Source organism: Streptomyces sp. NPDC046716, from assembly GCF_040645755.1.
GTDB lineage: Bacteria > Actinomycetota > Actinomycetes > Streptomycetales > Streptomycetaceae > Streptomyces.
In genome coordinates, this window is record NZ_JBEYYU010000014.1 from 15,075 (window position 1) to 39,243 (window position 24,169).

The window sequence follows — 24,169 nt, forward strand, 5'->3', positions numbered from 1 at the left end:
GACAGCCATGGCTGAGGCTCAGAACATCCCTGCGGGGTCGACCACCGCAGGCGCCGTCGCGGTCGCCGCCGAGTCGACCGTCGCCACGCGCATGAGCGCGCCCCCGTCCTTCGACGTGCAGGACTTCCCGGTCCCGCACGGCCGTGAGGAGGAGTGGCGGTTCACGCCGCTGGAGCGCCTGCGCGGCCTGCACGACGGCACCGCCGTCGCCACCGGCACCGGCGTGAAGGTCGACGTGGAGGCGCCGGCCGGCGTCACCGTCGAGACCGTCGGCCGGGACGACGCCCGCATCGGCAAGGCCGGCAAGCCCGTCGACCGCGTCGCCGCCCAGGCGTACTCGGCCTTCGAGAAGGCGTCCGTCGTCTCCGTGCCCAAGGAGACGGTGCTCACCGAGCCGATCCGCATCGCCGTGCACGGCGAGGGCGGCACCGCCTACGGCCACCAGGTCATCGAGCTGGGCGCCTTCGCCGAGGCCGTCGTCGTCATCGACCACACCGGTGACGCGGTGCTCGCCGCCAACGTCGACTACCTGCTCGGCGACGGCGCGAAGCTCACCGTCGTCTCCGTCCAGGACTGGGACGACAAGGCCGTCCACGTGGCGCAGCACAACGCGCTCGTCGGCCGCGACGCCTCCTTCAAGTCGGTCGTCGTGACCTTCGGCGGTGACGTCGTCCGCCTCAACCCGCGCGTCAACTACGCGGGCACCGGCGGCGAGGCCGAGCTCTTCGGCCTCTACTTCACCGACGCCGGCCAGCACCAGGAGCACCGTCTCCTGGTCGACCACAACACCCCGCACTGCAAGTCGAACGTCGTCTACAAGGGCGCGCTCCAGGGCGACGACGCGCACGCCGTGTGGATCGGCGACGTCCTCATCGAGGCCGCCGCCGAGGGCACGGACACGTACGAGATGAACCGGAACCTGGTTCTGACCGACGGCGCCCGCGTCGACTCCGTGCCGAACCTGGAGATCGAGACCGGCGAGATCGTCGGCGCCGGTCACGCCTCCGCGACCGGCCGCTTCGACGACGAGCAGCTCTTCTACCTGATGGCCCGCGGCATCCCCGCGGACGAGGCCCGCCGCCTCGTCGTGCGCGGCTTCTTCGCCGAGCTGGTCCAGCAGATCGGCGTCGCCGACATCGAGGCGCGCCTCCTCGAGAAGATCGAGGCCGAGCTGGAGGCCACCGTCTGATGGCCTTCGTACGCGCCTGCGACCTGAGCGAGCTGGAGGAGGACACCCCGAAGCGGGTGGAACTCGACGGCACGCCGGTCTCGGTCGTCCGCACCGAGGGCGAGGTGTTCGCGATCAACGACATCTGCTCGCACGCGAACGTCTCGCTCTCCGAGGGCGAGGTGGAGGACTGCCAGATCGAGTGCTGGCTGCACGGCTCCGCGTTCGACCTCCGCACCGGCAAGCCGTCCGGCCTTCCCGCGACGCGCCCCGTCCCCGTTTACCCCGTACAGATCGAAGGGGGCAGCGTCCTCGTTGACGTACGCGCCTCCCTCACCCAGGAGTCCTGAGGCACCCATGGCAACGCTTGAAATCAAGGACCTGCACGTCACCGTCGAGGCGGACAACGCCACGAAGGAGATCCTCAAGGGCGTCGACCTGACCGTGAAGCAGGGCGAGACGCACGCCATCATGGGCCCGAACGGCTCCGGCAAGTCGACTCTCGCCTACTCGCTGGCGGGTCACCCCAAGTACACGATCACCTCCGGCACCGTCACGCTCGACGGCGAGGACGTCCTGGAGATGTCCGTCGACGAGCGCGCCCGCGCCGGCCTCTTCCTCGCCATGCAGTACCCGGTCGAGGTTCCCGGCGTCTCCGTCTCCAACTTCCTGCGCACCTCGGCCACGGCCGTGCGCGGCGAGGCCCCCAAGCTGCGCACCTGGGTGAAGGAGGTCAAGGAGGCCATGGAGAAGCTCTCCATGGACCCGTCCTTCGCCGAGCGCAATGTGAACGAGGGCTTCTCCGGCGGTGAGAAGAAGCGCCACGAGATCCTCCAGCTGGAGCTGCTCAAGCCGAAGATCGCGATCCTCGACGAGACCGACTCCGGCCTGGACGTCGACGCGCTGCGCATCGTCTCCGAGGGCATCAACCGCGTCCGTGAGAACGGCGAGGTCGGCACCCTCCTGGTGACGCACTACACGCGCATCCTGCGCTACATCAAGCCCGACTTCGTGCACGTGTTCGCGAACGGCCGCATCGTCGAGTCCGGCGGTGCCGAGCTCGCCGACCAGCTCGAGGCCGAGGGCTACGACAAGTACGTGAAGGGTGGCGTATCCGCGTGACACAGCTGCCGGGCCTCCTCGACACCGAGGCGATCCGCAAGGACTTCCCGATCCTCGACCGGGTGCTCCACGACGGCAAGAAGCTCGTGTACCTGGACAACGCGGCGACCTCGCAGACGCCGCGCCAGGTGCTCGACGTCCTGAACGAGTACTACGAGCAGCACAACGCCAACGTCCACCGTGGCGTGCACGTGCTGGCCGAGGAGGCCACGGCGCTGTACGAGGGCGCGCGCGACAAGGTCGCGTCGTTCATCAACGCGCCGAGCCGCGACGAGGTCATCTTCACGAAGAACGCCTCGGAGTCGCTCAACCTCGTCGCCAACATGCTCGGCTGGGCCGACGAGCCGTACAAGGTCGACCACGAGACCGAGATCGTCATCACGGAGATGGAGCACCACTCCAACATCGTTCCGTGGCAGCTGCTCTCGCAGCGCACCGGCGCGAAGCTGAAGTGGTTCGGCCTGACCGACGACGGCCGCCTCGACCTGAGCAACATCAACGAGGTCATCACCGAGAAGACGAAGATCGTTTCGTTCGTCCTCGTGTCGAACATCCTCGGTACGCACAACCCGGTCGAGGCCATCGTGCGCCGCGCCCAGGAGGTCGGGGCGCTCGTCCTGATCGACGCCTCCCAGGCCGCCCCGCACATGCCGCTCGACGTGCAGGCGCTCCAGGCCGACTTCGTGGCCTTCACCGGCCACAAGATGTGCGGCCCGACGGGCATCGGCGTGCTCTGGGGCCGCCAGGAGCTGCTCGAGGACCTGCCGCCGTTCCTCGGTGGCGGCGAGATGATCGAGACCGTGTCGATGAACTCGTCGACGTACGCTCCGGCGCCGCACAAGTTCGAGGCGGGTACGCCGCCGATCTCGCAGGCCATCGGCCTCGGGGCGGCGATCGACTACCTGAACGCGATCGGCATGGAGAACGTCCTGCGGCACGAGCAGGCGCTCACCGAGTACGCGGTGAAGAAGCTCCAGGAGGTCCCCGACCTCAAGATCATCGGCCCGTCCACGGCCGAGGACCGGGGCGCCGCGATCTCCTTCACGCTCGGCGACATCCACCCGCACGACGTGGGCCAGGTCCTCGACGAGCAGGGCATCGCGGTCCGTGTCGGCCACCACTGCGCGCGGCCCGTCTGCCTGCGGTACGGAATTCCTGCGACCACGCGAGCGTCGTTCTATCTGTACTCCACGCCCGGCGAGATCGACGCGCTGGTCGACGGCCTGGAGCACGTACGGAACTTCTTCGGGTAGAGGGCTGGGACTGTGAAGCTGGATTCCATGTACCAGGAAGTCATCCTGGACCACTACAAGCACCCCCACGGGCGTGGCTTGCGGGACGGCGACGCCGAGGTGCACCACGTCAACCCGACGTGCGGTGACGAGATCACTCTCCGGGTGAAGTACGACGGCGAGAAGATCGAAGACGTCTCGTACGAGGGCCAGGGCTGCTCCATCAGCCAGGCCTCGGCCTCCGTGCTGAACGATCTGCTCGTCGGCAAGGAGCTCGCGGACGCGCGGAAGATCCAGGAGACGTTCCTGGAGCTGATGCAGTCCAAGGGACAGATCGAGCCGGACGACTCGATGGAGGAGATCCTGGAGGACGCGATCGCGTTCGCCGGCGTCTCCAAGTACCCGGCCCGAGTCAAGTGCGCGCTGTTGAGCTGGATGGCGTGGAAGGACGCGACGGCCCAGGCTTTCGCGGAGGAGGCGAAGACCGCATGACCGAGAACGCTGTTGAGATGAAGCCGGCCTCCGAGGAGGAGGTCCGCGAGGCGCTCTACGACGTCGTCGACCCCGAGCTGGGCATCGACGTCGTCAACCTGGGCCTGATCTACGGCATCCACATCGACGACGCGAACATCGCGACGATCGACATGACGCTGACGTCGGCCGCGTGCCCGCTGACCGATGTCATCGAGGACCAGGCCAAGTCCGCCACCGACGGCATCGTCAACGAGCTGCGGATCAACTGGGTCTGGATGCCGCCGTGGGGCCCGGACAAGATCACGGACGACGGCCGAGAGCAGCTGCGCGCGCTCGGGTTCAACGTCTGAGACACCCTCGGAAGACACCCCTTCGGCAAAGAGTCCCGGCCCCTGTGGCCGGGGCTCTTTGCTGTTGCCGGTCCAGTTGTTCCGACGCCGTACGGATGATCGACACCGGGGGTTGGGGTACGGAGCGGAGCCTTCCCGACGGCATCACGTCGATGAAGGGACCACAGTGCCGCACACCTCTCGGATCGCGCGCCGCGCGGCCGTCGCCGCCGCGGGCGGACTGCTCACCGTTGCCGTCGTCAACTTCCCGGCCAGCGCCGCCAGTACGCCGACGATCAAGCTGTCGACCGCCTACCTCTCCGGCGCCGTCGGCGCGAGCGGCGATCCGGTCGTCAGTGTGACCGTCGCCCAGAGCGGCACCGACGCCTCCGCCCTGACCGTGACCGCGTCGGCCAGCAGCAAGACGTCCGTCGCGCAGACCGGTGACGTCACCGTCAGCGGCACCGGCGCGACCCGCACCGTGTCCGTCGCCGCGCGGGCCCAGGGCTACACCGACCTGACGCTGAAGGTGACCGGCACCGGCGGCGCCACGGCCACCACCAAGCTGCACTACGCGGCATCCAAGGCCGTGCAGAGCCCGGCCGACACCCGGTACCTGACGGGCTCGTCCGACGCCTCCGCCGCGGTCGACGCGGGCGGCGGCTACGTCGTCGTCGCCGACGACGAGTCCAACGTGCTGCGGCTCTACAACGGCGCGGTCTCCGGCGCGCCCGTGAAGACCTGGGACATGTCCTCCAAGGTCGGCGCCGACAAGGAGATCGACATCGAGGGCGCCACCCGCGTCGGCAACCTCATCTACTGGACCGGCTCGCTCGGCAACAACAAGGACGGCGAGTACAAGGCCGACCGCAACACCGTCTTCACCACGACCGTCAGCGGCTCCGGCGCCGCCACCGAGCTGACCTACGCGCACTCCTACAAGAAGCTGCGCGACAAGCTCGTCGACTGGGACGAGGACAACGACGACCGCTACGGCTTCAAGGACGCCACCGCGGACGGCCAGGCGCCCAAGCAGATCGACGGGTTCAACGTCGAGGGCCTGGAGTTCGCGCCCGGCTCGACGACCACCGCGTACGTCGGCTTCCGCGCCCCGCTCGTCCCGCCGGCCTCCGGCGGCAAGGCGCTCATCGTGCCCGTCACCAACATGGACAAGGTCGTCGCGAGCGGTTCGTCCCCCGCCTTCGGCACGCCCATCGAGCTGGACCTGGGCGGCCTGTCGATCCGCGACATCCGCAAGAACTCCGCGAACCAGTACCTGATCGTCGCGGGCAGCTGGGCCGCCGACGACAACTCCGACCCCTACGCGCTGTACCAGTGGGACGGCGTCGCCGGTCACGCGCCGACGAAGGTCCGCGACCTGCCCACCACCGACCCCGGCGGCTGGGAGGCCATCGTCTCGGTGCCCGATCTGACGGCGTCCGGCCAGAGCGCCCAGCTGATCACGGACAACGGCAGCGCCGACCTGTACGGCGACGGCACCGAGGCCAAGGACCTCACCCACGACGAGTGGAAGAAGGCGCGGACCGTCCGCTTCACGGTTTCGTAAGCACCGGGCAGGGATTCGTACGGGATTCTCAGGCGGCTTCAAGGACGCGCTCAGCGCCGCGCGTGACGGTGAGCGGGTGAGCGTCTGTGATCCCGTGCGACCCCTGTTCGTCGTGGGCTGCCCCCGTTCGGGCACCACCCTGCTGCAACTGATGCTGCACGCGCATCCGCGGATCGCGCTGCCGCCGGAGACCCGTTTCGTGCTGCCCGCCTACCGGCGGCGGCTCGCCTTCGGCGACCTGGCGCAGCGCACCCACCGGGCCGCCCTCGCCCGCTGGATCACCGGGCGCGACGAGTCCCGCTACTTCGAGCTGGGCCTCGACGAGGAGCGGGTGGTCCGGCAGATCACCGAGGGGCCGCCCACCCTCGGCTCGGCGCTCGGCATCGCGCTGCGGGCCTACGCCGAGCAGCACGGCAAGGTGCGCTGGGGCGACAAGCGGCCCGCGTACGCGCTGCACGTCCCGGAGATCCTGCGGCTCTTCCCCGACGCGCAGTTCGTCCACGTCGTGCGCGACGGGCGGGACTGCGCCGGGTCGCTGCTGCGGATGCCGTGGTGGCACAGCGGGTTCCACGAGGCCGTCGCGACCTGGGCGCAGGTGATGGATGCAGCCGACAAGTGGCGCGCCGGACTCGGGAGCACGCGCTGGCACGAGGTGCGCTTCGAGGACCTCGTCGCCGATCCGGAGGCACACCTGCGCGGCATCTGCGGCTTCCTGGGCGAGGAGTACGCGCCCGCGATGAGCGAGCCGTACCGGATGGCGGGCGCGGCGGTGCCGGCCCGCAAGACCTGGCACGCGCACACCCGGGGCGAGCTCGACGTGACCCGGGCCGGCACCTGGCAGACCCGCCTGACGCCCGATCAGATCCGGCTGTGCGACGCCGTCCTCGGCGACCGGCTCACCGCCCACGGCTACTCCCCGGCCGGCAGCGTGCGCCCCGACCCGGCGGAACTCGTCCGCTACCGGAAGGTGGCCGGGCTGCGCCGCGCCGCGTACGCGAAGCGCCGGATCGTGGACCGGGTGGTGCGGATGCGCGAGCACAACGAAGTCGGGTTCCGGGCCGCCTGAACCCGGCCCTTTTGTGTACGCCCGTACGCAACGATATGTACCCTCGTACACATGGGATACGTTCTGCTGGCGGGCGCCATCGCCGCCGAAGTGGCCGCCACCACGGCCATGAAGTACAGCGAGGGCTTCAGCCGGCTCTGGCCCTCGCTGATCACCGTCTCCGGATACGTGATCGCGTTCGCGCTGCTCGCCCAGACCCTGAAGACCGTGCAGGTCGGCACCGCGTACGCGATCTGGGCCGGCGCGGGCACCGCCGTCATCGCCGCGATCGGCATGGTCTTCCTCGGCGAGGGGCTGACCCTGGCGAAGGCCGCGGGCATCGTGCTCGTCATCGGCGGCGTCGTGCTGCTCAACCTCGGCGGGGCGCACTGATGGCGGCGCGGCGCTACGACCCCGAGCGGCGCCAGCGGATCATCGACGCCGCGATCCGGGTCGTCGGGGCCAAGGGGATCGCGGGCCTGAGCCATCGCACCGTCGCCGCCGAGGCCGATGTGCCGCTGGGCTCGACCACGTACCACTTCAAGACCCTCGACGAACTGATGGTGGCCGCGCTGCGGCAGGCCAACGAGGGCTTCGCCAAGGTCGTCGCCGCCCGCGGCGCCTTCCAGGACCCGGCGCTCGACCTCGCCGACGAACTGGCCGGACTGCTCGGCGAGTGGCTCGCCGGGGAGCGCGTCGGCGTCGAGCTGGAGTATGAGCTGTATCTCGCGGCCCTGCGCCGCCCCGCGCTGCGGCCCGTCGCCGCCGCCTGGTGCGCGGAACTGGCCGACGTCCTGGCCGAAAGGACCGACCCCGTCACCGCGCGGGCGCTCGTCGCGCTGCTCGACGGCATCTCGCTCCAGGTGCTGCTCACGGACGGCGTGTACGACCCCGGATACGCCCGCGAGATGATGGCCCGGCTGATCCCCTGAGAATTTCCTGTGCGGCGTGAACTCTCCTGTGGGCTGCGGGGAACAACAGCTGACACGCCGAGCGGGTCCGGGGGAGCACGGGGGTGTTCCCGGGCCCGCCCGGCCCCCACGCGCAGACGGAGGATTCGTGAGCGGACCACCGTGGCCCGACATCGGGCCCGGCGACGACGACGGCCAGATCATCGCCAGATCGCTGGAACAACCCGAGCTGTTCGCCCTGCTCTACGACCGCTACGCGCCCGACATCCACCGGTACGCGGCCCGGCGCCTCGGCGAGCAGGCCGCGGACGACATCACCGCCGACACCTTCCTCACCGCGTTCCGGGTGCGCGCCCGCTACGACACGACGCGGGCCGCCGCCCGGCCGTGGCTGTACGGGATCGCCGCGCACCTCATCGGAAAGCAGCGGCGCAAGGAGGTGCGCGGGCTGCGCGCGCTGGCCAGGACCGGGCAGGACCCGGTCACGGCCGGCTGGGTCGAGGACACCGCGGACCGGGTCGCCGCCCAGGCTCCGCTCGCCGACGCGCTCGCCGCGCTGTCCGCCGCCGACCGGCACGTGCTGCTGCTCGTCGCCTGGGCCGATCTGACGTACCAGGACGTCGCCGAGGCGCTCGGGATACCCGTCGGGACCGTACGGTCCCGGCTGAACCGGGCGCGCAGGAAAGTGCGGGCCGCGCTGGGAGCGGACCCGGCGTTCATGAGTGACATGGCGGAGGTGGTCCGGCCGTGAATGTGGACGACATGCAGGACGTACGAGACTTCCGGGCCGGGGCGCCGACGCCCGACCGGGGACGGCTCGCCCCCGGGCGGGACCGGCTCGTCGCCGCCGCCAAGGGCAGGAGCCGGGCACGCCGGCTGCGGGCCGACTGGCGGTTCGCCGCGGTCGGGGCGGCCGCCGCGCTGACCGCCGTGGCCGTACTGGCCACCAACATCGGCGGGGACGGCGGCGACCGGTCCGCGCCCGCGGACACTCGGACGGTGCGGGGCTCGGTCGGCGAGGTGATGGACCGGGCGGCGACCGCCATCGAGAAGGCCGACCCGCCCGCCACCCCGCGCGCCGGACAGTGGATCTACAAGAAGACGCTCTCCCGCAGCCCGGGAGGCTGGCCCAAGAGCAAGGTCCGGCAACCCGAGCCGAAGGAGAAACCCCAGGAGTCCTGGACGCTGTACGCGGACCCGCGCTTCGAGAACGGCAAGGAGGGCGACGACCGCTCGCCCCGCGAGCGGCTCCAGTTCCTCAACACGCTGCCGGACGACCCGGACGCCGTCCTCAAGAAGATCCGCGCCTACTACCCCTCGGGCAAGGACAACCCCGAGTCCGAGGGCGAGCACGACATGCGCGCGATGAGCGTCGTGCTGGAGACCCGGCCCATGCCGCCCAGGGCCCTCGCCAAGCTGTACCGGGCGCTGGCCGAGGTGCCCGGCGCCGAGGTCACCCGGCGGCTCGTCCACGATGCCGCAGGCCGGGACGCCATCGCGGTCGGGAACGACGAGAAGGGGCAGGAGATCCGCCGCGAGATCCTGATCGACCCGCGCACCTACCAGTACCTCGGAGACCGGTGGGTGGTCGTCAAGGACTACAAGGAGTCCTACGCCTGGGCGGACGACGACACCCCCGACCGGCCGTGGAAGGCCGGGGACGTCATGTTCCAGAACGCGCTCCTGGACACGGCGGTCGTCGACCGCAAGGGAGACCGCCCGTGACCGGCCCCGACCGGGCTGACGTGTGACGACGGGGGCGGCGCCCGGCACCTGAGACGCCGCCCCCGCTGGTTCGCTCGAACAGGGGCCCGCCGATTAAGTTGGGCCTATGACCGACACGACCCTTGCTCCCCGCTCCACCGGCGCCGTCGCCGCCGGCCTCGCCACCGTCACCGCCGACGGCACCGTTCTCGACACCTGGTTCCCCGCGCCGTCCCTGACGGACGAGCCCGGCCCGGCCGGTACCGAGAAGCTCTCCGCCGAGAAGGCCGTCGAGCTGCTCGGCGAGGGTGCCGCGAAGGCGATCGGCCCCGACGCCCGCCGCGGTGTCGAGGTCGTGGCCGTCCGCACGGTCATCGCCTCCCTCGACGACAAGCCGCTGGACGCGCACGACGTGTACCTGCGGCTGCACCTGCTCAGCCACCGTCTGGTCAAGCCGCACGGCCTGAACCTGGAGGGCCAGTTCGGCTTCCTCGCCAACGTCGCCTGGACCTCGCTCGGCCCGGTCGCCGTCGACGACGTCGAGAAGGTCCGGCTCAACGCCCGCGCCGAGGGCCTGCACCTCCAGGTCACCTCGATCGACAAGTTCCCGCGCATGACCGACTACGTCGCCCCCAAGGGCGTGCGCATCGCCGACGCCGACCGCGTCCGCCTCGGCGCGCACCTCGCCGAGGGCACCACGGTCATGCACGAGGGCTTCGTGAACTTCAACGCCGGCACGCTCGGCACGTCGATGGTCGAGGGCCGCATCTCCGCGGGCGTCGTCGTCGGCGACGGCTCCGACATCGGCGGCGGCGCCTCCACCATGGGCACCCTGTCCGGCGGCGGCAACGTCCGCATCGTCATCGGCGAGCGCTGCCTCGTCGGCGCCGAGGCGGGCGTCGGCATCGCGCTGGGCGACGAGTGCGTCGTCGAGGCCGGTCTCTACGTCACCGCGGGCACCCGCGTCACGATGCCCGACGGCGAGATCGTCAAGGCCCGCGACCTCTCCGGCGCCTCGAACATCCTCTTCCGCCGCAACTCGGTCACCGGCACGGTCGAGGCCCGGCCGAACAACGCGGTGTGGGGCGGTCTCAACGAGGTGCTGCACAGCCACAACTGATCATCTGCGGCCGTGAACTGCGGCTGTCTACTGGATCATCGCTCTGAACTGCGGCGCAGCCGTCGCCAGTTGTCAGCGCTGGTCGCCAACGAGCGCCCTTCCACGGCCCCAGGACGGCCCGGGAGGGCGCTCTGCTGTACTGCAGGAATGACGACACAGTTCGGCGAGGTCCTGCAGGGGCTCATGGAGAATCGACGCCTGACCCCGCGGGCAGTCAGTAGGGCGTCAGGCCTTGCCGAATCAACGATCCGCCAGCTCCTGGTCGGCAGACTTCAGCCGACCGTCGACCTGGTCCACGTCATCGGCCCGGCGCTCGACATACCAGCGGCCGACCTGCGAGTCATCGCTGGGCTTCCTGCTGAGCGGCCACACGCGACAGCGGCACGTGACGTGGTGATGGGCTATATCGGTGCCCTGGGCTCGGCCGGCGAGGCCATGCGGACGGCATTTCCCTTGCTTGAGCAGCTGTCGGACGTGCTCGGCCTGGTCCGTACGCACCAGATCAGTCGGCGTGGGGAAGCCGGGAGCTACGCCTACAGCGTTCATGGAGCAGGCTGCCTCTTCACCAGCCAGGACGGCTCTGAGATCGATGTGGACTTCGAGCCTGACGGGACACTGGTCTTCAACGCCTGGCGGCTGCGGTTCTACGCGCAGAGTCTGCCTGATCCACTCGACCTCACTGAACAGGAACTCCGGTCCGCTGTGGAGTTGTTGAGACCCTTGCTGGTTGAGGTACGGCCTGGGTGGTTCAGCGTTGCTGGGGGAGGGCCGGTCTCAACGTGATGTTGGCGTAGCGGCTCTGGACTGCAGCTCCTTCAAAGGGCCGTCCGTGGCGGGATCTTACGTGCCGCACTGCTCGCGGCATGAGCGCTCAGAAGGCTCACGCCGGGCTGACATCGACACGCATTCGACACAGGCTTTGGTGGCATCGATCCCGCTCCGCGACTTGGCGTCAGTTGGTTCCACCTTCAAAGTCCAGATTTTCCGGGTGGGCTCGCACGTCTTCTGTGTTGCGTGTTACCGGTATTTCGGGGCCCACTTCTTCGACCGAAACATCGTCACACCAGACGCGTCCGAGACCTGTGAGAATGAACCCGATCCGGATGGTTGCGCCTTCGCCGGGCACATCGAGGACAATGTCACGTTGACTCCAGACCTGGGTACCAGAAATGCTCCGATTGTCGGAAGTGTTGTCAAACTCCATCACGTTGTGCAGAGCATCATCAATGCGAAGCCAAAGCCCCGCCCAATTGGCGACGTCTCGGGTCTTGAGCATCGCAGACAGGCGTATCCGCTTGCCCCTGTAGGCGTCTGCCTTGAACACCTGGGCGACGGATGCAAACTCCTGTGCTCCTGGGCGCGCTTGAATGAAAGCACTGGTGCGACCACTATGAAAAATCTGCGTATCGATGCCGAATTCGTAGTCTTCTGGCCGTGCGCCCGTTACGTACCAGCCCCTGGGTAAAGCGTTATCGCCAGCAACGTCTGAGGGGCGCGCTTGGAACTCGGAAAGAATCTTAGTTGTCTCGGCCCTTGTATATTCCGATTCGGCCTCCAACTTCAGAACTTCCGCACGCATTCGAGGTCGCGAGGTGAGGTATGTAATGATCGCCACGATTGCGGCACCGACGATTGGCCCTGTGATTGTCAAGATAGACATAGCAGCAACCTCCCCTGACATGCAGTGATGCGAAGGTTTCCGTGCCTGATCAGCCCGGTAGCGTGAAGCGAACCGGATGAATGTTGATCAACTCTCGGCCGGTTCAAACGTAGGTGCACGGCTCCGGAGGCCGCTTGGCGTCTGTGTGACGTGGCAGGTCAAGGTCCTGCACGTGGCAAACCACGTGGGACGAGTCCACGGACAGTCCACGGCTGGCTGAGCATCGATTCAGAGTACGAGCCGGCGGGCGCCGCGGCCACCAACTCGCAAGCCGCTAACGACCATGCAGGGCCTGCACGACCTCATCGTCCGCTTCCAGCGGTACGGAGTGGTGCCTGCCCGGTACGCTGCGCAGGCTGCGCAGCGTCCATGCGATGGGGGAGGAACTATGCGGATCAAGGACCCGGAGTACCCGGCAGCGGTCGAAGCGGCCGTGGGAATCCTGCAGAAGTGGGCCCAGCAGGGTCAGACCATCACGTACGGGGAGCTGAGCGCTGAGTTGGCGGCGCAAGGCTTCGATTCCATTCCGCCCCATCGCGGAGTCATGACCTACCTGCTCAAGGATGTCTGCCTCCACCGCAACGAGGACGGACGAGGGCCCATGCTCTCGGCGATCGTGGTGAACAAAGCCAGCAAGGAACCATCCGACCAGTTCTCCGGCCTTGCCCGAAGCCTGCCCTTTTCCCGACCGCCTACCTGGGACTGGCGGGACGAGCAGCAGCAGGTATTCGCTGAGCACCGCGAGGAATGACGTAGGTCCCCGGCACCCGCTTCAGGAGTTCGAGCTACGCTCGCCGCAAGTGCACTCTCGGCAGGCCCGACGGTCGCTCAGGCGCGTTGCTGTGTGCCGCCGTTCGGCCTCGTTGGTGTCAGCGCTAGCTTCAACGAGAAGGTGTGGCAACCGGCTCTCCGCACCGCTGGCGTGCCCTCCGGCCGCGAGAACGGCATGCACGCGCTCCGGCACTTCTACGCCTCCGTCCTCCTCGACGCGGGCGAGAGCATCAAAGCCCTGAGCGAGTACCTGGGTCACCACGACCCGGCCTTCACGCTCCGCACGTACACGCACCTGATGCCGTCCAGCGAAGCCCGGACCCGGGCCGCCGTAGATCGCGTCTTCCGCGGGGACGACGTAACGTACGACGGCCCGGAGACGGCCCAGGGGGAGGATTGAGTGCCTGACCTGCTGCGCCATCAGAACAGCCACAACTGACCTCCGCAGGTCCCACGGGCGGCCCGCACCGGAACCCTTCGGTGCGGGCCTCCCGTGTGCGCGGAGAAGAATTTCCGCACGACCGGCATAGCAGGGGGCGTTCACAGGCGTCACCAAGGTCAGGAGCACCACAACGGTGGTGGGGGAGAGCGAAGGTGACGATGGATGCCGTGCATGACCAGGGCGCGGAGAGTTTTCGGGAGTTCGTGGCGAACCGGTCGTCGGCGCTGCTGAAGACCGCCGTGCTGCTCAGCGGCGGCGACCGGCACGCGGGCGAGGATCTGCTGCAGAACGCGCTGATCAAGGTCGCGGGGAGGTGGAACCGCGTCGAGGACCCCGAGGCGTACGTCCGCCAGGTCCTCTACCGGCAGCAGATCGGCCGGTGGCGGCTGAAATGGCCGAGACGCGAGGTGAGTTACGGGGAGGTGCCGGACAGCGCCGGTGGTGAGGGGAGCACGTCCTCCGCCGAGCTGCGGGTCGTCGTGCGCGAGGCGCTCGGGCGGCTCACCGCCCGCCAGCGCACCGTTCTCGTCCTGCGCTACTTCGAGGATCTGCCCGAGGCGGACGTGGCCCGGCTCCTCGGTGTCTCGGTGGGGACCGTGCGTTCGACCACCCACCGGTCCCTGGCCCGACTGCGCGGCCTCGCGCCCGAGCTGGCCGGACTCGGCCCGGCCGGCGCCGAGCAGCCGCCGTCCCGCGACTACGCGCCCGTGGAGGTGCGCCCGTGAACGTCGACGAACTGCTCAAGGAGGCACTGCGCGAACAGGCGGCCGACGTCGGACCCGCGCCCGCAGACCTCGCCGACCGGGTGTTCGCCACCCGGCGCAAGCGGCGGACCCGCACCGCCGTGTCCACCGTGGTGGCCGTCACCGCGGTGGTCGCCACCGCCGTCGCGGTGCCGCGGATCGGCGGCGGCGAGGACGTCCGGCCGATGGATGTGATCGGTCCCGCCGACGTCGTCGCGCACCCGGACCAGTCGCCGCCGAAGGACGCGATCGCGGCGGGCCGGACGGCCCTGGCCTCGTTCTCCACGTACAAGGACGAGTACTACAAGAACGGCGACGGACGGCTGACCCGCATCTACGGCGTGCTCGACCCGACGACGCGGACGTACCGCAAGACGACCAAGTGGTCCGTGCTGACCGTCGCCCCGGGCCTGCGCACCGCCGCTGTGCTCGAACAGAAGCTGCCGGCCCGGCGGATCGGACTGCTCGACCTCGCCACGAACAAGGTGGAGCGCTGGATCCCGGTGACACAGGGGGTCGCCGGGATCGAGTACTCGGCCGACGGCAGCAAGCTCCTCGCGACGACGTACAAGAAGGATCCGGACCACCTCTACAAGGAGTTCGAGATCACCGAAGGCAGTACCGACGGCAAGGACGGCAAGACCAGGCCGGGCCCCGGCCACCCGTCGCGCACCGGGTTCTCCGTCATCGACGTGGCCAGCGGAAAGGGGAAGTGGGTCGCCAAACCGCAAGTGGGGGACGAGTGGAACCACAACGCGCGTGAGGACTTCGCGTTCAGCCCGGTCGGCAACTACGTGTTCGAGACCAGCATGATGGCCGACACCGGATCCACCTACTACGACTTCCAAGGCCGCAAGGTTCTCCCGCCCGCCGCGGCCAAGTACGTGCTGCCGTACGTCGAGGCGGGCCTCTCGCCCGACGGCAGGCACGTCGGAGGGGACTTCGCGGGCAAGGGCGACAAGATCGCCGTCGCGGTGAACGACGCGAGGACCGGCAGGCTCGCGGAGAAACTGCCCGCCCAGCAGGTGATCGCCTGGGCCGACAGCAAGCGGATCATCGCCTGGGGCTGCGACCCCAAGAAGTGCAGCGGCAAGGGAGAGTTCCACAACCAGCTGCTGCTGATCACCCTGGGCTCGCACAAGGTCGTCCCGCTGAGCGACTTCAGGAAGGCCTCGGCCGACTACCCGGGGCGTTGGTCGCCCCAGTTCCAGACGCGCTGACCAGCTCCGCGTAGATCGCGAGCAGCCCGTCGGTCACCTCGTGGCCGGCGGGCCGCAGGGGTGCCCGGACCGTGCCGCCGCCCGGCAGGCCGAGTGCGGCCAGGAGGGCCTTCACGGTGACGGTGCCGGGCAGCCCCGCGTTCATCGTCGCCTGCGTCAGCGGCACGGTCAGCCGTTGGCGGCGGGCCGCCTCGGCGGTGTTCCCCGCGTCGTACGCGTCGACGATCGCGCGGAAGGCGCGGGGTACGGCGTTCGCGACCGTCGAGACGTACCCGGCGCCGCCCAGCGCGTACAGCGCGAGCACGTACTCGTCGCAGCCCGTGTAGTACGCCAGGTCGGTGGCGGCCATGACCTTCTGGGTGCCGAGCAGGTCGTACGCGCAGTCCTTCACGGCGACGATCCGGGGATGGGCGGCGAGCCGGATCATGGTCTCCGGCTCGATGCGGGTGCCGGTGCGGCCCGGGATGTCGTACAGCATCACGGGTACGTCGACGGCGTCGGCCAGTTCGCGGAAGTGCGCCTCCACGGCGTCCTGCGGCGGCCTGCTGTAGTACGGGGTGACCACCAACAGGCCGTCCGCTCCTGCCTGTTGGGCCTGGCGGGCCAGAGTGATCGTGTGCCGGGTGTCGGACGTGCCGACGCCCGCGAGGACTGTGGCGCGGCCGTCGGCCGCCTCGCGCACCGCCCGCACCAGGTCCGCCTTCTCGGCGTCCGTCGTGGTGGGGGACTCGCCGGTGGTGCCGGAGAGCACGAGACCTTCGCAGCCCTCGGCCACCAGCCGGTCGGCGAGCTGCTGCGCGGCGGTCAGGTCCAGGGCGCCGTCGTCGGTGAAGGGGGTGACCATGGCGCACAGGGCGCGGCCGAACGGGCTGCGGGGGCTTCGCGGGTCGCTGGTGTTCATGGGTGCAGTTTCGGCCGCCGAACGGTGAAGCTCCACTTAAATCTGCTACGAGGTGTCGTGGAGCATTGCTTAAGTGGAAGAAGGGTGATGCGGTGTTTCGTGTTGACTTGGCCGGTTCTCGCCGCGTTTTGGCCCGAAAGGGTTCTTCAGTGGGGTCGGCCGGAATCCGATGAACTGCACAGAAGGTCTTCCTGAGTTCAGGTAGTTCATGCGGTTCACAAAGGGGTTCTGGTGCGAGACGTGGTCCTTGCCCTGACCATGCCCGCGCTGATGTGCGCGAGTGGGATCTACGCGGCCGGTGCGGCCTGGTGGCGGCGCAGGCATCCGGCACCGCCGCCGTACTCGCAGGCCGGGCTGCGGCTCGCCGGCGAGCGGGCGGTCGTGGTGGCCGAGGCGATCGTGGCCGACGAGTACGCGCTGTGCGCGGCGGACATAGGGTTCCCGGATGATCGAAGTGCCGGGGGCGTTCGCGCGCGGGACCGTCGCCCGTGAAAGATGCGCAGGCGGCCCCGCCTGCGACGCCGGTACGGCCGTCGAGGCACACCTGCTCTTCCTTCTGACGGAGGGGGCTTCACCACAACGGACCCGCGCATCCTGGACAGCGCCACCGACGCTGCCGGAGCCAAGTCGGCGCAGTACGGGCCGCGTTACTGGTGTCGCGGTGCGGCCCCGGCTGCGGGTGGCCCGGCCCTGACCGCCGCGTCGTCGTGCTCGCCGCGCTGCTCGCCGAGGAGATCTGAGGCCCTGCTGCCAAATCGCCCCGTATGCGCCACCATGAAGGCGTAGCTCGCAGGCCGTTCAGGGGAGGCAGCATGAGGCTGGGCAAGGCACTCGCCACCGGGATCGCCGAGGAGGCGCCGCAGGAGGCCGAGGTCGCCGCGGACCGTGAAGTCACCGTGGACACGCAGCAGTTGACGGGCGAGGCCGGTGCGCCGGAGCCCGTCGAGGTGCCGGCCGTCCGATGAGACTCCGGCTCCCCGAGGAGAGCCCGAGGGAGCCGCCCACCGGATTCAAGATCGCCCACCCCGTGCTCCACACGGACGGTGGGCGCGCCGGTTTCCTGGGCGTCTCGCTCGGCGCGGCCGCACCCTACGGAGTACTCGACCAGGCGCGCTGCGTGTACGGGAGGCGGCACCGCGTCCCCCATCGGCGCTGCGACTGCGGGTTCCACTGCGTGCACGAACGCGCGGTCGCCGACGGGCTGTTGGTGCTCGCCGAGCATCGCAAGGCGGTCCTCCTCGAGGTCTTGGTGCTCGGCCGCTACATCCGGTTCGAGCGGGGTTTCCGCTATGCCCGGCAGCGGGTGCGCACCATGACCGTAGGGCCGTGTCCGTGCGGCGCCGCGGCCTCGGTGCTCGCGGACGCCGGGTGGGGGCGCGACGGTCAGCGGGCCCTCGAAGCGGCGTGCGGCGGCTGTGTGGGCGGCCGGGCGCGCTGGACCCTCGCGACGTTCGCCGAGCGCGCGGGGCAGGGGCTGAAGGTGCTCGCCGCGCCCGGCACGCAGCTCGTCGGCGACCTCCCCGGAATGCCGGAGCTGGTCGCCGAGGCGGCCCTGCTGCAGGCCCGGCTCGACTGGTTCCAGGGGCAGCTGGGCCGGCTCGGCGAGACGCGCGGCGGAGGTGGCCCGGAGACACGGCAGTAGGGGGCGCGCATGTCCTGATGGACCGAACAGATTCCCCGCCTGGACAAAAAATGTTTTCGGTGGGACGGTGAAGGCATGTTCGACGTCACCGTCATCGAGGATCCGGCCGCCGCCGCGGTCTCGCTCGACCCCGTACGGGCCCGGCTGCTGGCCGAGCTCGCCGCGGGGCCCGCGTCCGCGGCGATGCTGGCGCCCAAGGTCGGCCTGCCGCGGCAGAAGGTGAACTATCACCTGAAGACGCTGGAGAAGCACGGCCTGGTCGAGCTGGCGGGCGAGCGGCGCAAGGGCAATGTGACCGAGCGGCTGATGCGGGCGAGCGCCGCCGCGTACGTGATCTCGCCCGGAGCGCTCGGCGCGGTGCAGCCCGACCCGGACCGGGACCGCGACCGGCTCTCCGCGCACTGGCTGATCGCGCTCGCCGCCCGCCTGCTGCGGGACATGGGCGCGCTGCTCACCGGCGCCGCGAAGGCCCGCAAGCGGCTGGCGACGTTCGGGCTCGACGCCGAGGTGCGCTTCGCGTCCGCCGCCGACCGGGCGGCGTTCGTGACGGAGCTGACCCAGGGCGTCGAGGGGCTGGTCCGCAGGTACCACGCGGCCGACGCCGTCGACGGGCGCGACCACCGGCTGGTGATCGCCCTGCACCCGAAGGTCCGTGACGAGGAACCCCGACTGCCCATCAGCGACCAGGAAACCGACGGAGTGACAGGCCATGAGTGACGAGAAGCGACACCCTGAGAACGCGCAGAAGAACGGGAAAGAGTTCGAGATCCCCCGCGAGTTCGAGGTGGGCGCCTCGCCCGAGCAGGTCTGGGACGCCGTCACCCGGAACACCGGCGGCTGGCAGTGGCCGATGGAGTTCGAGCCGAAGCAGGGCGGCGCGGGCCCCTTCCACTCCGTACTGACCGTGTGGGACCCACCGCACCGGCTCACCGTCCGCTCCGACGACCCGGACGCGCTGCCCCCGTTCCAGACGAGCAACCAGCTCGACTACACGATCGAGCCCCGGGACGGCGGCGCCCGCTCCTGGGTCCGCTATGTGCACAGCGGCATCTTCGTCGACAACTGGGACGACTACTACGACGGCGCCGACAAGCACACCGACTTCTACCTGCACACCCTGCGCCAGTACGTCACGCACTTCGCGGGCCGCACGGCCGCCTTCACCACCCTCGACGCCCCGGCCGCCTCGGCGAACGAGTCGGCCCTCGCCGCCCTGGGCCGCGCGCTGAACCTCCCGGAGAACGCCGCCGCGGGTGCGCGGGTCCGGGTCCAGGGCCCGGACGGGGCGGCCCTGGACACCGTTCTCGACTACCGCAACGACTGGTTCATCGGCCTGCGCACCGACACCGCGCTCTACCGTGTCTTCGGCCGCGGCCGCTGGGGCGCCCCCGTCGGCCTCACCGTCCACGACTTCGCGCCGGACGCCGACGCCGCACGGACCGCGGACGACTGGAGCGCCTGGCTCGACGCCGTCTACGGCTGAGCCGTCGCGTCACGGTTCACGGGCGCAGGCGCAGCACCTGCGGGTCGTGGTCGCTGATCTGGTCGTGGAACTCGCTGTTGATGTGGACGCTGTCGTACTGGAAGGCGCCCTTCCACCGGATCGACGGGCTGACCAGGATCTGGTCCAGGACCTGGCTGTTGCCCTGGTAGTCGTACGTGTAGCGCTCGCTCCTCGGCAGCGACTTGATCGCCGACCAGAGCGCGCCGCCGTGCTCCAGGAGCTTCGCCGTGTCGGAGAACTCGAAGTCGTTGATGTCGCCGAGCGTGATCACGTCGGCGTCCTTCTGGACCTTGAGGATGTCCTTCACGAAGGAGTTCACGGCCGTCGCCTGCGCGTGGCGCTGCGTCTCGGAGCTGCGCGCCGGCGGCTGGTACTGCGAGGTCAGGCCCTGGTCGCCGCCCTTCGACGCGAAGTGGTTGGCGATGACGAAGACCGTCCTGCCGCGGAAGGTGAACTCGCCGGCCAGCGGCTTGCGGCTGTTCGTCCAGGCGGCGTCGGCCGGGGCGACGCGGCCCGGGGACGCGGTGAGCGCCGCCTTGTTCTTCCCGGCCCGGGTCACGCCGACCGCCGTCGTCGCGTCGCCGCCCGCGCGGTCGGTGAAGGACACCCGCTCCGGGTTGAACAGGAACACCTGGCGGATGTTGCCGCCCGGCTCGCCGCCGTCCGCGTTGTTCACCGGGTCGATGGAGCGCCACGCGTAGCGCGGGCCGCCCGCCGCGACGATCGCGTCGATCAGCTTGCCCATCGTCTGGTCGGCGGCGACGGTGCCGTCGTTCTTCGCGCCGTTGTTGTCCTGGATCTCCTCCAGGGACACGATGTCGGGGGAGCGCAGGTTGTCGACGATGGCGGCGGCGTGCTCCTCGAAGGTGGCGTCGCCCGGGTCGAGGTTCTCGACGTTGTACGTCGCCACGGCCAGCTCGCCCGACTTCTGCGCGCGGGTCGTCTCACGGGTCAGGCCCGACTGCTTCAGGCTTCCCAACTCCCGTGCCACGAGCGTGTATCCGCCGTACGCGTTGAAGTCGAGCGGGCCCTCGGTGGTGCCGGACAGGACGTCGCCGACATCGGCGGCCGGGAAGTCGGCGGTCGCGCCGAGCGACTGGATCTGGAGCCGGCCCGAGTTCTGCGAGGTGTACGAGCCGTAGCGGCTGCCGCCGCGCTTCGTCGCGTTCTCGTGCGGCTTCACCGTGACCCACAGCTCCGTGTACGGGTCCGACGCGGTCACCACCCGGGACGAGCCGATCCGGACGTTCTGCCCCTCCAGGGACTCGTAGTAGTCGAGGGCGTACTTCTTCGGCCGGAGCGTCAGCCCGTTGACCGAGCCGTTCGCGGCGCTGTCGCCCGCCGGGGTGTAGGCGTCCGGGACCGACTTCGCGCTGATCGTCGTCACCGGGACCGGGTTGCCGGACGAGACGACCGTCACCGTCGGCTTCGAGATCTCCGTGAGCGACTGGTTGCCGGAGGAGGCGCCGCCCGGCACGTACTCGGTGACCGTGCCGGAGACGGTCACCGCGTCACCCGCCTGCACGGTCGGCGTGGAGCCGGTGAAGACGAAGACGCCCTCGCTGGTGGCCGGGTCGGCGTCCGGGTTCGGGTCCTGGAACCAGAAGCCCTTGGACGAGCCGTACGTGCGCACCCCGGTCACCACGCCGGGGACGTCCGCGACCGTCTGGCCGGCGAGCGGGGAGACGCGGGTGCTGCCCTGGATGTCGTGGATGGCGACCGAGGCGGCGTGCGCGGGGGCCGTCACGACGACGGCGTAGGTCGCGCAGCTCGCGGTGGCGACGGCGAGCGCGGCCAGGCGCGTACGGGTACGCGCGGAGTACACGGGCGATACGGACGATACGGATCTGCTCGACAAGGAATGCCTCCGGGGGCGTGCGTGTGGCGAGCGCCGGGACGAGGGTGGAGCGTGACCGGGCGGGACGGGGCCCGTCCCGTTCTGCATCTACGCGCGTCAATCTCTTTCCTGGGCAGGGGAGTTGTCAAGGTTTTCCGGGTGTCCCACAGGCGAGCGAAACCTGACGGGTACATGAACTGGGCGGCAAAGGGTCAAATCCGTCTACGCTGAACCGTCGCAACGCATGACTCTTGTACGGCCCGAGGAGAACCAGCCGATGTCAGACAGCTCCCCCCTGCCGCCGGTGCGGCTGCCCGCCGAAGCGGAGCTGGCGCGGGACGCCCTCGCCAGCCCCCTGCTGTCGCGCGCGGTGCAGCTCGCGCGCTGGGCCGGACCCGGCACCCGGGTCGGCGCGGGCGGCGAACTCGTCGAGGAGCAGCTGCCCGCCGCCGCTGCCGAACTGGGACTCTCCGGCGCCGGTACCGACGACGGCGAGGCCGCCGCGTACGCGAGCGAGGCCTGGCGGATCGCCGTCGACACGGGGCTCGTCGAGATCGTCGACGAGGAGGAGGGCACCGTCACCGTCGGCGAGGAGCTGGGCGTGCTCACCTCCGGCGGCCCCGCCGACGTCCTCGGCCTGTGGCTCGGCGCGCTCGACAGCGTGCTCGCCGACGCCTCCGTGCCGGACCTGGACGACCTGGTCGACGCCATGGAGGAGGGCGGCGAGATCGACTTCTCGCAGCTCGACTGGGACCCCGACGCGGAGTCGGAGTTCCTGGACGGCGTCCTCGCCAATCTGTATCTGCTGACCGTCGCCGAGGGCGGCGCGGGCGAGGGGCCCGTGCCGCTGCCCGCCCTCGCCGCGTCGATGATCGTCCCCGACGACATGGGGGAGCCCACCGACGACATCCTGGAGCAGGTTTCGGACGCGATGATGCGGCTCGACGACCAGTTCCGGCTGCTCGACCCGGTCGGGCTCGTGGAGTTCCAGCCGGTCGACGAGGCGCTGATGGCGGACATCGACGAGGCGGCCGGGTCCGCCGCCGAGCCGGTCGACGAGTCCGACGTCTCCCGCTACGGCATGGTGCGGCTCACTCCGCTCGGGCTGTACGGGATCCGGGCGCGGATGCTGGAGGCCGGGGTGGACGCGCCGGCCGTCGGCGACCTCGCGGACAAGGGGGCCGATGTGCTCCTGGACAGCACCTCGGGGTTCCCGCAGGCGGCCGCCCAGGCCGAGATCGAGCTGTGGCTCGCGCGGCGTGAACCGCTGGGCGCGGCGCGGGAGTTGCTGGGGGCGGCGCGCGGGGCCGACGCGGGGGCGCCGTTGCGGCGGCTGCGGTGTCAGCAGGCGCTGTCGCTGGTCGGCGCCGGGGCCGAGCCCGCGCTCCGGGAGGTTCTCGACGATCCCGAACTCGGGGGGCTCGCCCGGGTCTGGCTCGCCGAGCACGGGTTCGGCGATGTGCCCGCGCCCTCGGAGGACCTGGTCTTCTGGCTCACCGTCGACACCATCGCGGCGCAGCTCTCCCTCGAGGGCAACTCGGACGAGCTGCAGGCGCTGGTGGAGGGGCTTGCCGCGCAGCACAGCGGGTTCTTCGCCGCTGCGTGGCGGGTGGAGCATCCCGCGACGCCGGATGTGCTGGAGGCCATGGGGCGCCTCCACCCCGACAAGAAGGTCGCCAAGGAGGCCCGCAAGGCGGCGTTCAAGGCGCGTTCGGCTGCGCAGTAGCGTCTGCCGGGTGCCGGTGAGAGGGCGTGCGCGGGCCGGTGGCCGCTTCTCGCGCAGTTCCCCGCGCCCCTGAGCGAGCGGAGCTCGTTTCAGGGGCGCGGGGAACTGCGCGACCAGCCACGACGCACCCGCACCCGACAACGGGCCCGAAAAAGGAGCGGGACCGGGAAGACCCCCCGGCCCTCCGGTCCCGCTGCCACCCCCGTGACGTCCCGCTCCCCCGAACGAGACCCCCGTTCCCCTCCCCCGGCCTCAGGCGACAAGCTCGCCGAAGGACTCTTCCTGGTCACGGCCGAAACTGAGCACCTCGTCCTCGCGCAGCCGCCGCAGCGACCGCCAGATGCTGGACTTCACGGTGCCGACGCTGATGCCGAGGATCTCGGCGATCTCCGGGTCGGTACGGCCCTCGTAGTAGCGCAGCACGAGCATCGTGCGCTGCAGTTCGGGAAGCCGGGCCAGCGCCTGCCAGAGCACCGCGCGCAGCTCGGTGCCGCGCATCGCGTCCGTGTCGCCGGCCGTCTCCGGCAGCTCCTCGGTCGGGTACTCGTTCAGCTTGCGGCGGCGCCACGCGCTGATGTGCAGGTTCGTCATGGTGCGGCGGAGGTAGCCCCCGACCGCCGCCTTGTCGCTGATCCGGTCCCAGGCCCGGTACGTCGAGAAGAGGGCGCTCTGGAGCAGGTCCTCGGCCTCGAAACGGTCACCGGTCAGGTGGTAGGCGGTTGCGTACAGGGAGGCGCGGCGCTCCTGGACGTAGGCCGTGAACTCGGCCTCCGACAAGGACGTGCGACGCTGATCCCCCGATTCCTCCCTGTACGCGGCTCCCCCGTGACCCCCGTCGGCCACCGCCTCGTACCCGTCGAGCACCGTCATGTACGACGTGTGCTGACGCCCGGTGCCGCGAGCGCACCCCCGCCCGCTCACGGCACCGGACTTCTCATGCCGGTCGGTCCGGACCGTCACGTCGTGCAGGCGCGTGACAACTGCGCTTGAGCTGGTGCTGTGCAGCGTGTTCATCTCGCGCCCCCCGTCGTGGAGTCCGGTTCTTCCTGCG

General features: G+C 70.1%; 27 protein-coding genes and 1 pseudogene. 24 read left to right on the plus strand and 4 right to left on the minus strand.

Features of this window, described 5'->3' with window-relative positions:
* Positions 1–7 precede the first annotated feature (7 nt).
* From sufD to ABZ930_RS13280, 14 genes are all read left to right on the plus strand, one after another.
* Positions 8–1,189, plus strand: a complete 1,182-nt coding sequence (sufD, locus tag ABZ930_RS13215) for a Fe-S cluster assembly protein SufD (RefSeq protein ID WP_361546117.1) — start codon at positions 8–10, stop codon at positions 1,187–1,189.
* Complete coding sequence (locus tag ABZ930_RS13220; RefSeq protein WP_111666939.1) at positions 1,189–1,518, plus strand: bifunctional 3-phenylpropionate/cinnamic acid dioxygenase ferredoxin subunit; 330 nt, start codon at positions 1,189–1,191, stop codon at positions 1,516–1,518. Before sufD ends, ABZ930_RS13220 begins: the two co-directional genes overlap by 1 nt.
* 7 nt (positions 1,519–1,525) lie before the next feature.
* The gene (gene sufC / locus ABZ930_RS13225) at positions 1,526–2,290 is read left to right on the plus strand and encodes a Fe-S cluster assembly ATPase SufC (RefSeq protein ID WP_111666940.1); all 765 of its coding nucleotides are present in this window, start codon (positions 1,526–1,528) and stop codon (positions 2,288–2,290) included.
* Positions 2,287–3,543 carry a cysteine desulfurase gene (locus ABZ930_RS13230; RefSeq protein WP_361546122.1) on the plus strand — a complete coding sequence of 419 codons (1,257 nt, stop codon included), beginning with the start codon at positions 2,287–2,289 and terminating at the stop codon, positions 3,541–3,543. The genes sufC and ABZ930_RS13230 overlap by 4 nt, the downstream gene beginning before the upstream one ends.
* 12 nt (positions 3,544–3,555) lie before the next feature.
* Positions 3,556–4,014: a Fe-S cluster assembly sulfur transfer protein SufU gene (gene sufU / locus ABZ930_RS13235; protein ID WP_351458557.1), complete on the plus strand. Its 459-nt coding sequence runs from the start codon at positions 3,556–3,558 to the stop codon at positions 4,012–4,014.
* Positions 4,011–4,346, plus strand: a complete 336-nt coding sequence (locus ABZ930_RS13240) for a metal-sulfur cluster assembly factor (protein ID WP_018533312.1) — start codon at positions 4,011–4,013, stop codon at positions 4,344–4,346. The genes sufU and ABZ930_RS13240 overlap by 4 nt, the downstream gene beginning before the upstream one ends.
* A gap of 220 nt (positions 4,347–4,566) precedes the next feature.
* On the plus strand, positions 4,567–5,892 hold the full coding sequence (locus ABZ930_RS13245) for a hypothetical protein (RefSeq protein ID WP_361546462.1): 1,326 nt from the start codon (positions 4,567–4,569) through the stop codon (positions 5,890–5,892).
* 94 nt (positions 5,893–5,986) lie between these two features.
* Positions 5,987–6,958, plus strand: a complete 972-nt coding sequence (locus tag ABZ930_RS13250; protein WP_361546126.1) for a sulfotransferase — start codon at positions 5,987–5,989, stop codon at positions 6,956–6,958.
* 51 nt (positions 6,959–7,009) lie between these two features.
* Complete coding sequence (locus tag ABZ930_RS13255; protein ID WP_361546129.1) at positions 7,010–7,330, plus strand: multidrug efflux SMR transporter; 321 nt, start codon at positions 7,010–7,012, stop codon at positions 7,328–7,330.
* Positions 7,330–7,869, plus strand: a complete 540-nt coding sequence (locus tag ABZ930_RS13260; protein ID WP_361546132.1) for a TetR family transcriptional regulator — start codon at positions 7,330–7,332, stop codon at positions 7,867–7,869. The genes ABZ930_RS13255 and ABZ930_RS13260 overlap by 1 nt, the downstream gene beginning before the upstream one ends.
* 127 nt (positions 7,870–7,996) lie before the next feature.
* Entirely contained in the window at positions 7,997–8,599 is a 603-nt protein-coding gene (locus ABZ930_RS13265; protein ID WP_361546135.1) for a sigma-70 family RNA polymerase sigma factor, read from the plus strand.
* Positions 8,596–9,573: a CU044_5270 family protein gene (locus ABZ930_RS13270; RefSeq protein ID WP_361546138.1), complete on the plus strand. Its 978-nt coding sequence runs from the start codon at positions 8,596–8,598 to the stop codon at positions 9,571–9,573. The genes ABZ930_RS13265 and ABZ930_RS13270 overlap by 4 nt, the downstream gene beginning before the upstream one ends.
* Before the next feature lie 106 nt (positions 9,574–9,679).
* The gene (gene dapD / locus ABZ930_RS13275; RefSeq protein WP_361546141.1) at positions 9,680–10,672 is read left to right on the plus strand and encodes a 2,3,4,5-tetrahydropyridine-2,6-dicarboxylate N-succinyltransferase; all 993 of its coding nucleotides are present in this window, start codon (positions 9,680–9,682) and stop codon (positions 10,670–10,672) included.
* A gap of 147 nt (positions 10,673–10,819) precedes the next feature.
* A complete protein-coding gene (locus ABZ930_RS13280; protein WP_361546144.1) occupies positions 10,820–11,455 on the plus strand; it encodes a helix-turn-helix transcriptional regulator in 636 nt (211 codons plus the stop codon).
* A gap of 169 nt (positions 11,456–11,624) precedes the next feature.
* Here ABZ930_RS13280 and ABZ930_RS13285 read toward each other — a convergent pair whose 3' ends face one another.
* The gene (locus ABZ930_RS13285) at positions 11,625–12,332 is read right to left on the minus strand and encodes a hypothetical protein (RefSeq protein WP_361546147.1); all 708 of its coding nucleotides are present in this window, start codon (positions 12,330–12,332) and stop codon (positions 11,625–11,627) included.
* Positions 12,333–12,720: 388 nt separating this feature from the next.
* On the opposite strand from ABZ930_RS13285, the gene ABZ930_RS13290 reads away from it, so the two are divergent.
* From ABZ930_RS13290 to ABZ930_RS13305, 4 genes and pseudogenes are all read left to right on the plus strand, one after another.
* Positions 12,721–13,083 carry a hypothetical protein gene (locus tag ABZ930_RS13290; RefSeq protein ID WP_361546150.1) on the plus strand — a complete coding sequence of 121 codons (363 nt, stop codon included), beginning with the start codon at positions 12,721–12,723 and terminating at the stop codon, positions 13,081–13,083.
* 129 nt (positions 13,084–13,212) lie between these two features.
* Positions 13,213–13,503 (plus strand): annotated as a pseudogene (locus ABZ930_RS13295) (tyrosine-type recombinase/integrase); the annotation flags it as partial.
* 200 nt (positions 13,504–13,703) lie between these two features.
* Positions 13,704–14,270, plus strand: coding sequence for a SigE family RNA polymerase sigma factor (locus ABZ930_RS13300; protein WP_361546153.1), 567 nt, complete (start codon positions 13,704–13,706; stop codon positions 14,268–14,270).
* Positions 14,267–15,508 (plus strand): WD40 repeat domain-containing protein, encoded by a 1,242-nt coding sequence (locus ABZ930_RS13305; protein ID WP_361546156.1) that lies wholly within the window; start codon positions 14,267–14,269, stop codon positions 15,506–15,508. The genes ABZ930_RS13300 and ABZ930_RS13305 overlap by 4 nt, the downstream gene beginning before the upstream one ends.
* Here the strand turns inward: ABZ930_RS13305 and dapA are convergent.
* Positions 15,450–16,409: a 4-hydroxy-tetrahydrodipicolinate synthase gene (gene dapA / locus ABZ930_RS13310; RefSeq protein WP_361546159.1), complete on the minus strand. Its 960-nt coding sequence runs from the start codon at positions 16,407–16,409 to the stop codon at positions 15,450–15,452. The genes ABZ930_RS13305 and dapA overlap by 59 nt on opposite strands.
* A 231-nt stretch (positions 16,410–16,640) precedes the next feature.
* Here dapA and ABZ930_RS13315 point away from each other — a divergent pair, with 231 nt between their 5' ends.
* The 5 genes from ABZ930_RS13315 (at position 16,641) to ABZ930_RS13335 (ending at position 19,534) form a co-directional block, all read left to right on the plus strand.
* Positions 16,641–16,901: a hypothetical protein gene (locus ABZ930_RS13315; protein WP_361546162.1), complete on the plus strand. Its 261-nt coding sequence runs from the start codon at positions 16,641–16,643 to the stop codon at positions 16,899–16,901.
* Between the two features lie 320 nt (positions 16,902–17,221).
* A complete protein-coding gene (locus ABZ930_RS13320) occupies positions 17,222–17,374 on the plus strand; it encodes a hypothetical protein (RefSeq protein ID WP_361546165.1) in 153 nt (50 codons plus the stop codon).
* Positions 17,371–18,051 (plus strand): hypothetical protein, encoded by a 681-nt coding sequence (locus ABZ930_RS13325; RefSeq protein ID WP_361546168.1) that lies wholly within the window; start codon positions 17,371–17,373, stop codon positions 18,049–18,051. The genes ABZ930_RS13320 and ABZ930_RS13325 overlap by 4 nt, the downstream gene beginning before the upstream one ends.
* Positions 18,052–18,126: 75 nt before the next feature.
* Positions 18,127–18,768 carry a winged helix-turn-helix domain-containing protein gene (locus tag ABZ930_RS13330; protein WP_361546171.1) on the plus strand — a complete coding sequence of 214 codons (642 nt, stop codon included), beginning with the start codon at positions 18,127–18,129 and terminating at the stop codon, positions 18,766–18,768.
* The gene (locus ABZ930_RS13335; protein ID WP_361546174.1) at positions 18,761–19,534 is read left to right on the plus strand and encodes an SRPBCC domain-containing protein; all 774 of its coding nucleotides are present in this window, start codon (positions 18,761–18,763) and stop codon (positions 19,532–19,534) included. Before ABZ930_RS13330 ends, ABZ930_RS13335 begins: the two co-directional genes overlap by 8 nt.
* Before the next feature lie 16 nt (positions 19,535–19,550).
* Here ABZ930_RS13335 and ABZ930_RS13340 read toward each other — a convergent pair whose 3' ends face one another.
* A complete protein-coding gene (locus ABZ930_RS13340; RefSeq protein ID WP_361546177.1) occupies positions 19,551–21,380 on the minus strand; it encodes an endonuclease/exonuclease/phosphatase family protein in 1,830 nt (609 codons plus the stop codon).
* A 289-nt stretch (positions 21,381–21,669) separates the two neighbouring features.
* On the opposite strand from ABZ930_RS13340, the gene ABZ930_RS13345 reads away from it, so the two are divergent.
* On the plus strand, positions 21,670–23,118 hold the full coding sequence (locus ABZ930_RS13345) for a hypothetical protein (RefSeq protein WP_361546180.1): 1,449 nt from the start codon (positions 21,670–21,672) through the stop codon (positions 23,116–23,118).
* Positions 23,119–23,370: 252 nt separating this feature from the next.
* On the opposite strand, the gene ABZ930_RS13350 is transcribed toward ABZ930_RS13345, so the two are convergent.
* Positions 23,371–24,132, minus strand: coding sequence for a SigE family RNA polymerase sigma factor (locus tag ABZ930_RS13350; RefSeq protein WP_361546183.1), 762 nt, complete (start codon positions 24,130–24,132; stop codon positions 23,371–23,373).
* Positions 24,133–24,169: the final 37 nt, after the last annotated feature.

Bases quoted from the DNA above. Each gene is read 5' to 3' on its own strand.
- sufD (WP_361546117.1), top strand. From the start codon at position 8: ATGGCTGAGGCTCAGAACATCCCTGCGGGGTCGACCACCGCAGGCGCC.
- ABZ930_RS13220 (WP_111666939.1), top strand. From the start codon at position 1,189: ATGGCCTTCGTACGCGCCTGCGACCTGAGCGAGCTGGAGGAGGACACC.
- sufC (WP_111666940.1), top strand. From the start codon at position 1,526: ATGGCAACGCTTGAAATCAAGGACCTGCACGTCACCGTCGAGGCGGAC.
- ABZ930_RS13240 (WP_018533312.1), top strand. From the start codon at position 4,011: ATGACCGAGAACGCTGTTGAGATGAAGCCGGCCTCCGAGGAGGAGGTC.
- ABZ930_RS13255 (WP_361546129.1), top strand. From the start codon at position 7,010: ATGGGATACGTTCTGCTGGCGGGCGCCATCGCCGCCGAAGTGGCCGCC.
- ABZ930_RS13260 (WP_361546132.1), top strand. From the start codon at position 7,330: ATGGCGGCGCGGCGCTACGACCCCGAGCGGCGCCAGCGGATCATCGAC.
- dapD (WP_361546141.1), top strand. From the start codon at position 9,680: ATGACCGACACGACCCTTGCTCCCCGCTCCACCGGCGCCGTCGCCGCC.
- ABZ930_RS13280 (WP_361546144.1), top strand. From the start codon at position 10,820: ATGACGACACAGTTCGGCGAGGTCCTGCAGGGGCTCATGGAGAATCGA.
- ABZ930_RS13285 (WP_361546147.1), bottom strand. From the start codon at position 12,332: ATGTCTATCTTGACAATCACAGGGCCAATCGTCGGTGCCGCAATCGTG.
- ABZ930_RS13290 (WP_361546150.1), top strand. From the start codon at position 12,721: ATGCGGATCAAGGACCCGGAGTACCCGGCAGCGGTCGAAGCGGCCGTG.
- ABZ930_RS13300 (WP_361546153.1), top strand. From the start codon at position 13,704: ATGGATGCCGTGCATGACCAGGGCGCGGAGAGTTTTCGGGAGTTCGTG.
- dapA (WP_361546159.1), bottom strand. From the start codon at position 16,409: ATGAACACCAGCGACCCGCGAAGCCCCCGCAGCCCGTTCGGCCGCGCC.
- ABZ930_RS13320 (WP_361546165.1), top strand. From the start codon at position 17,222: ATGAGGCTGGGCAAGGCACTCGCCACCGGGATCGCCGAGGAGGCGCCG.
- ABZ930_RS13325 (WP_361546168.1), top strand. From the start codon at position 17,371: ATGAGACTCCGGCTCCCCGAGGAGAGCCCGAGGGAGCCGCCCACCGGA.
- ABZ930_RS13330 (WP_361546171.1), top strand. From the start codon at position 18,127: ATGTTCGACGTCACCGTCATCGAGGATCCGGCCGCCGCCGCGGTCTCG.
- ABZ930_RS13335 (WP_361546174.1), top strand. From the start codon at position 18,761: ATGAGTGACGAGAAGCGACACCCTGAGAACGCGCAGAAGAACGGGAAA.
- ABZ930_RS13345 (WP_361546180.1), top strand. From the start codon at position 21,670: ATGTCAGACAGCTCCCCCCTGCCGCCGGTGCGGCTGCCCGCCGAAGCG.
- ABZ930_RS13350 (WP_361546183.1), bottom strand. From the start codon at position 24,132: ATGAACACGCTGCACAGCACCAGCTCAAGCGCAGTTGTCACGCGCCTG.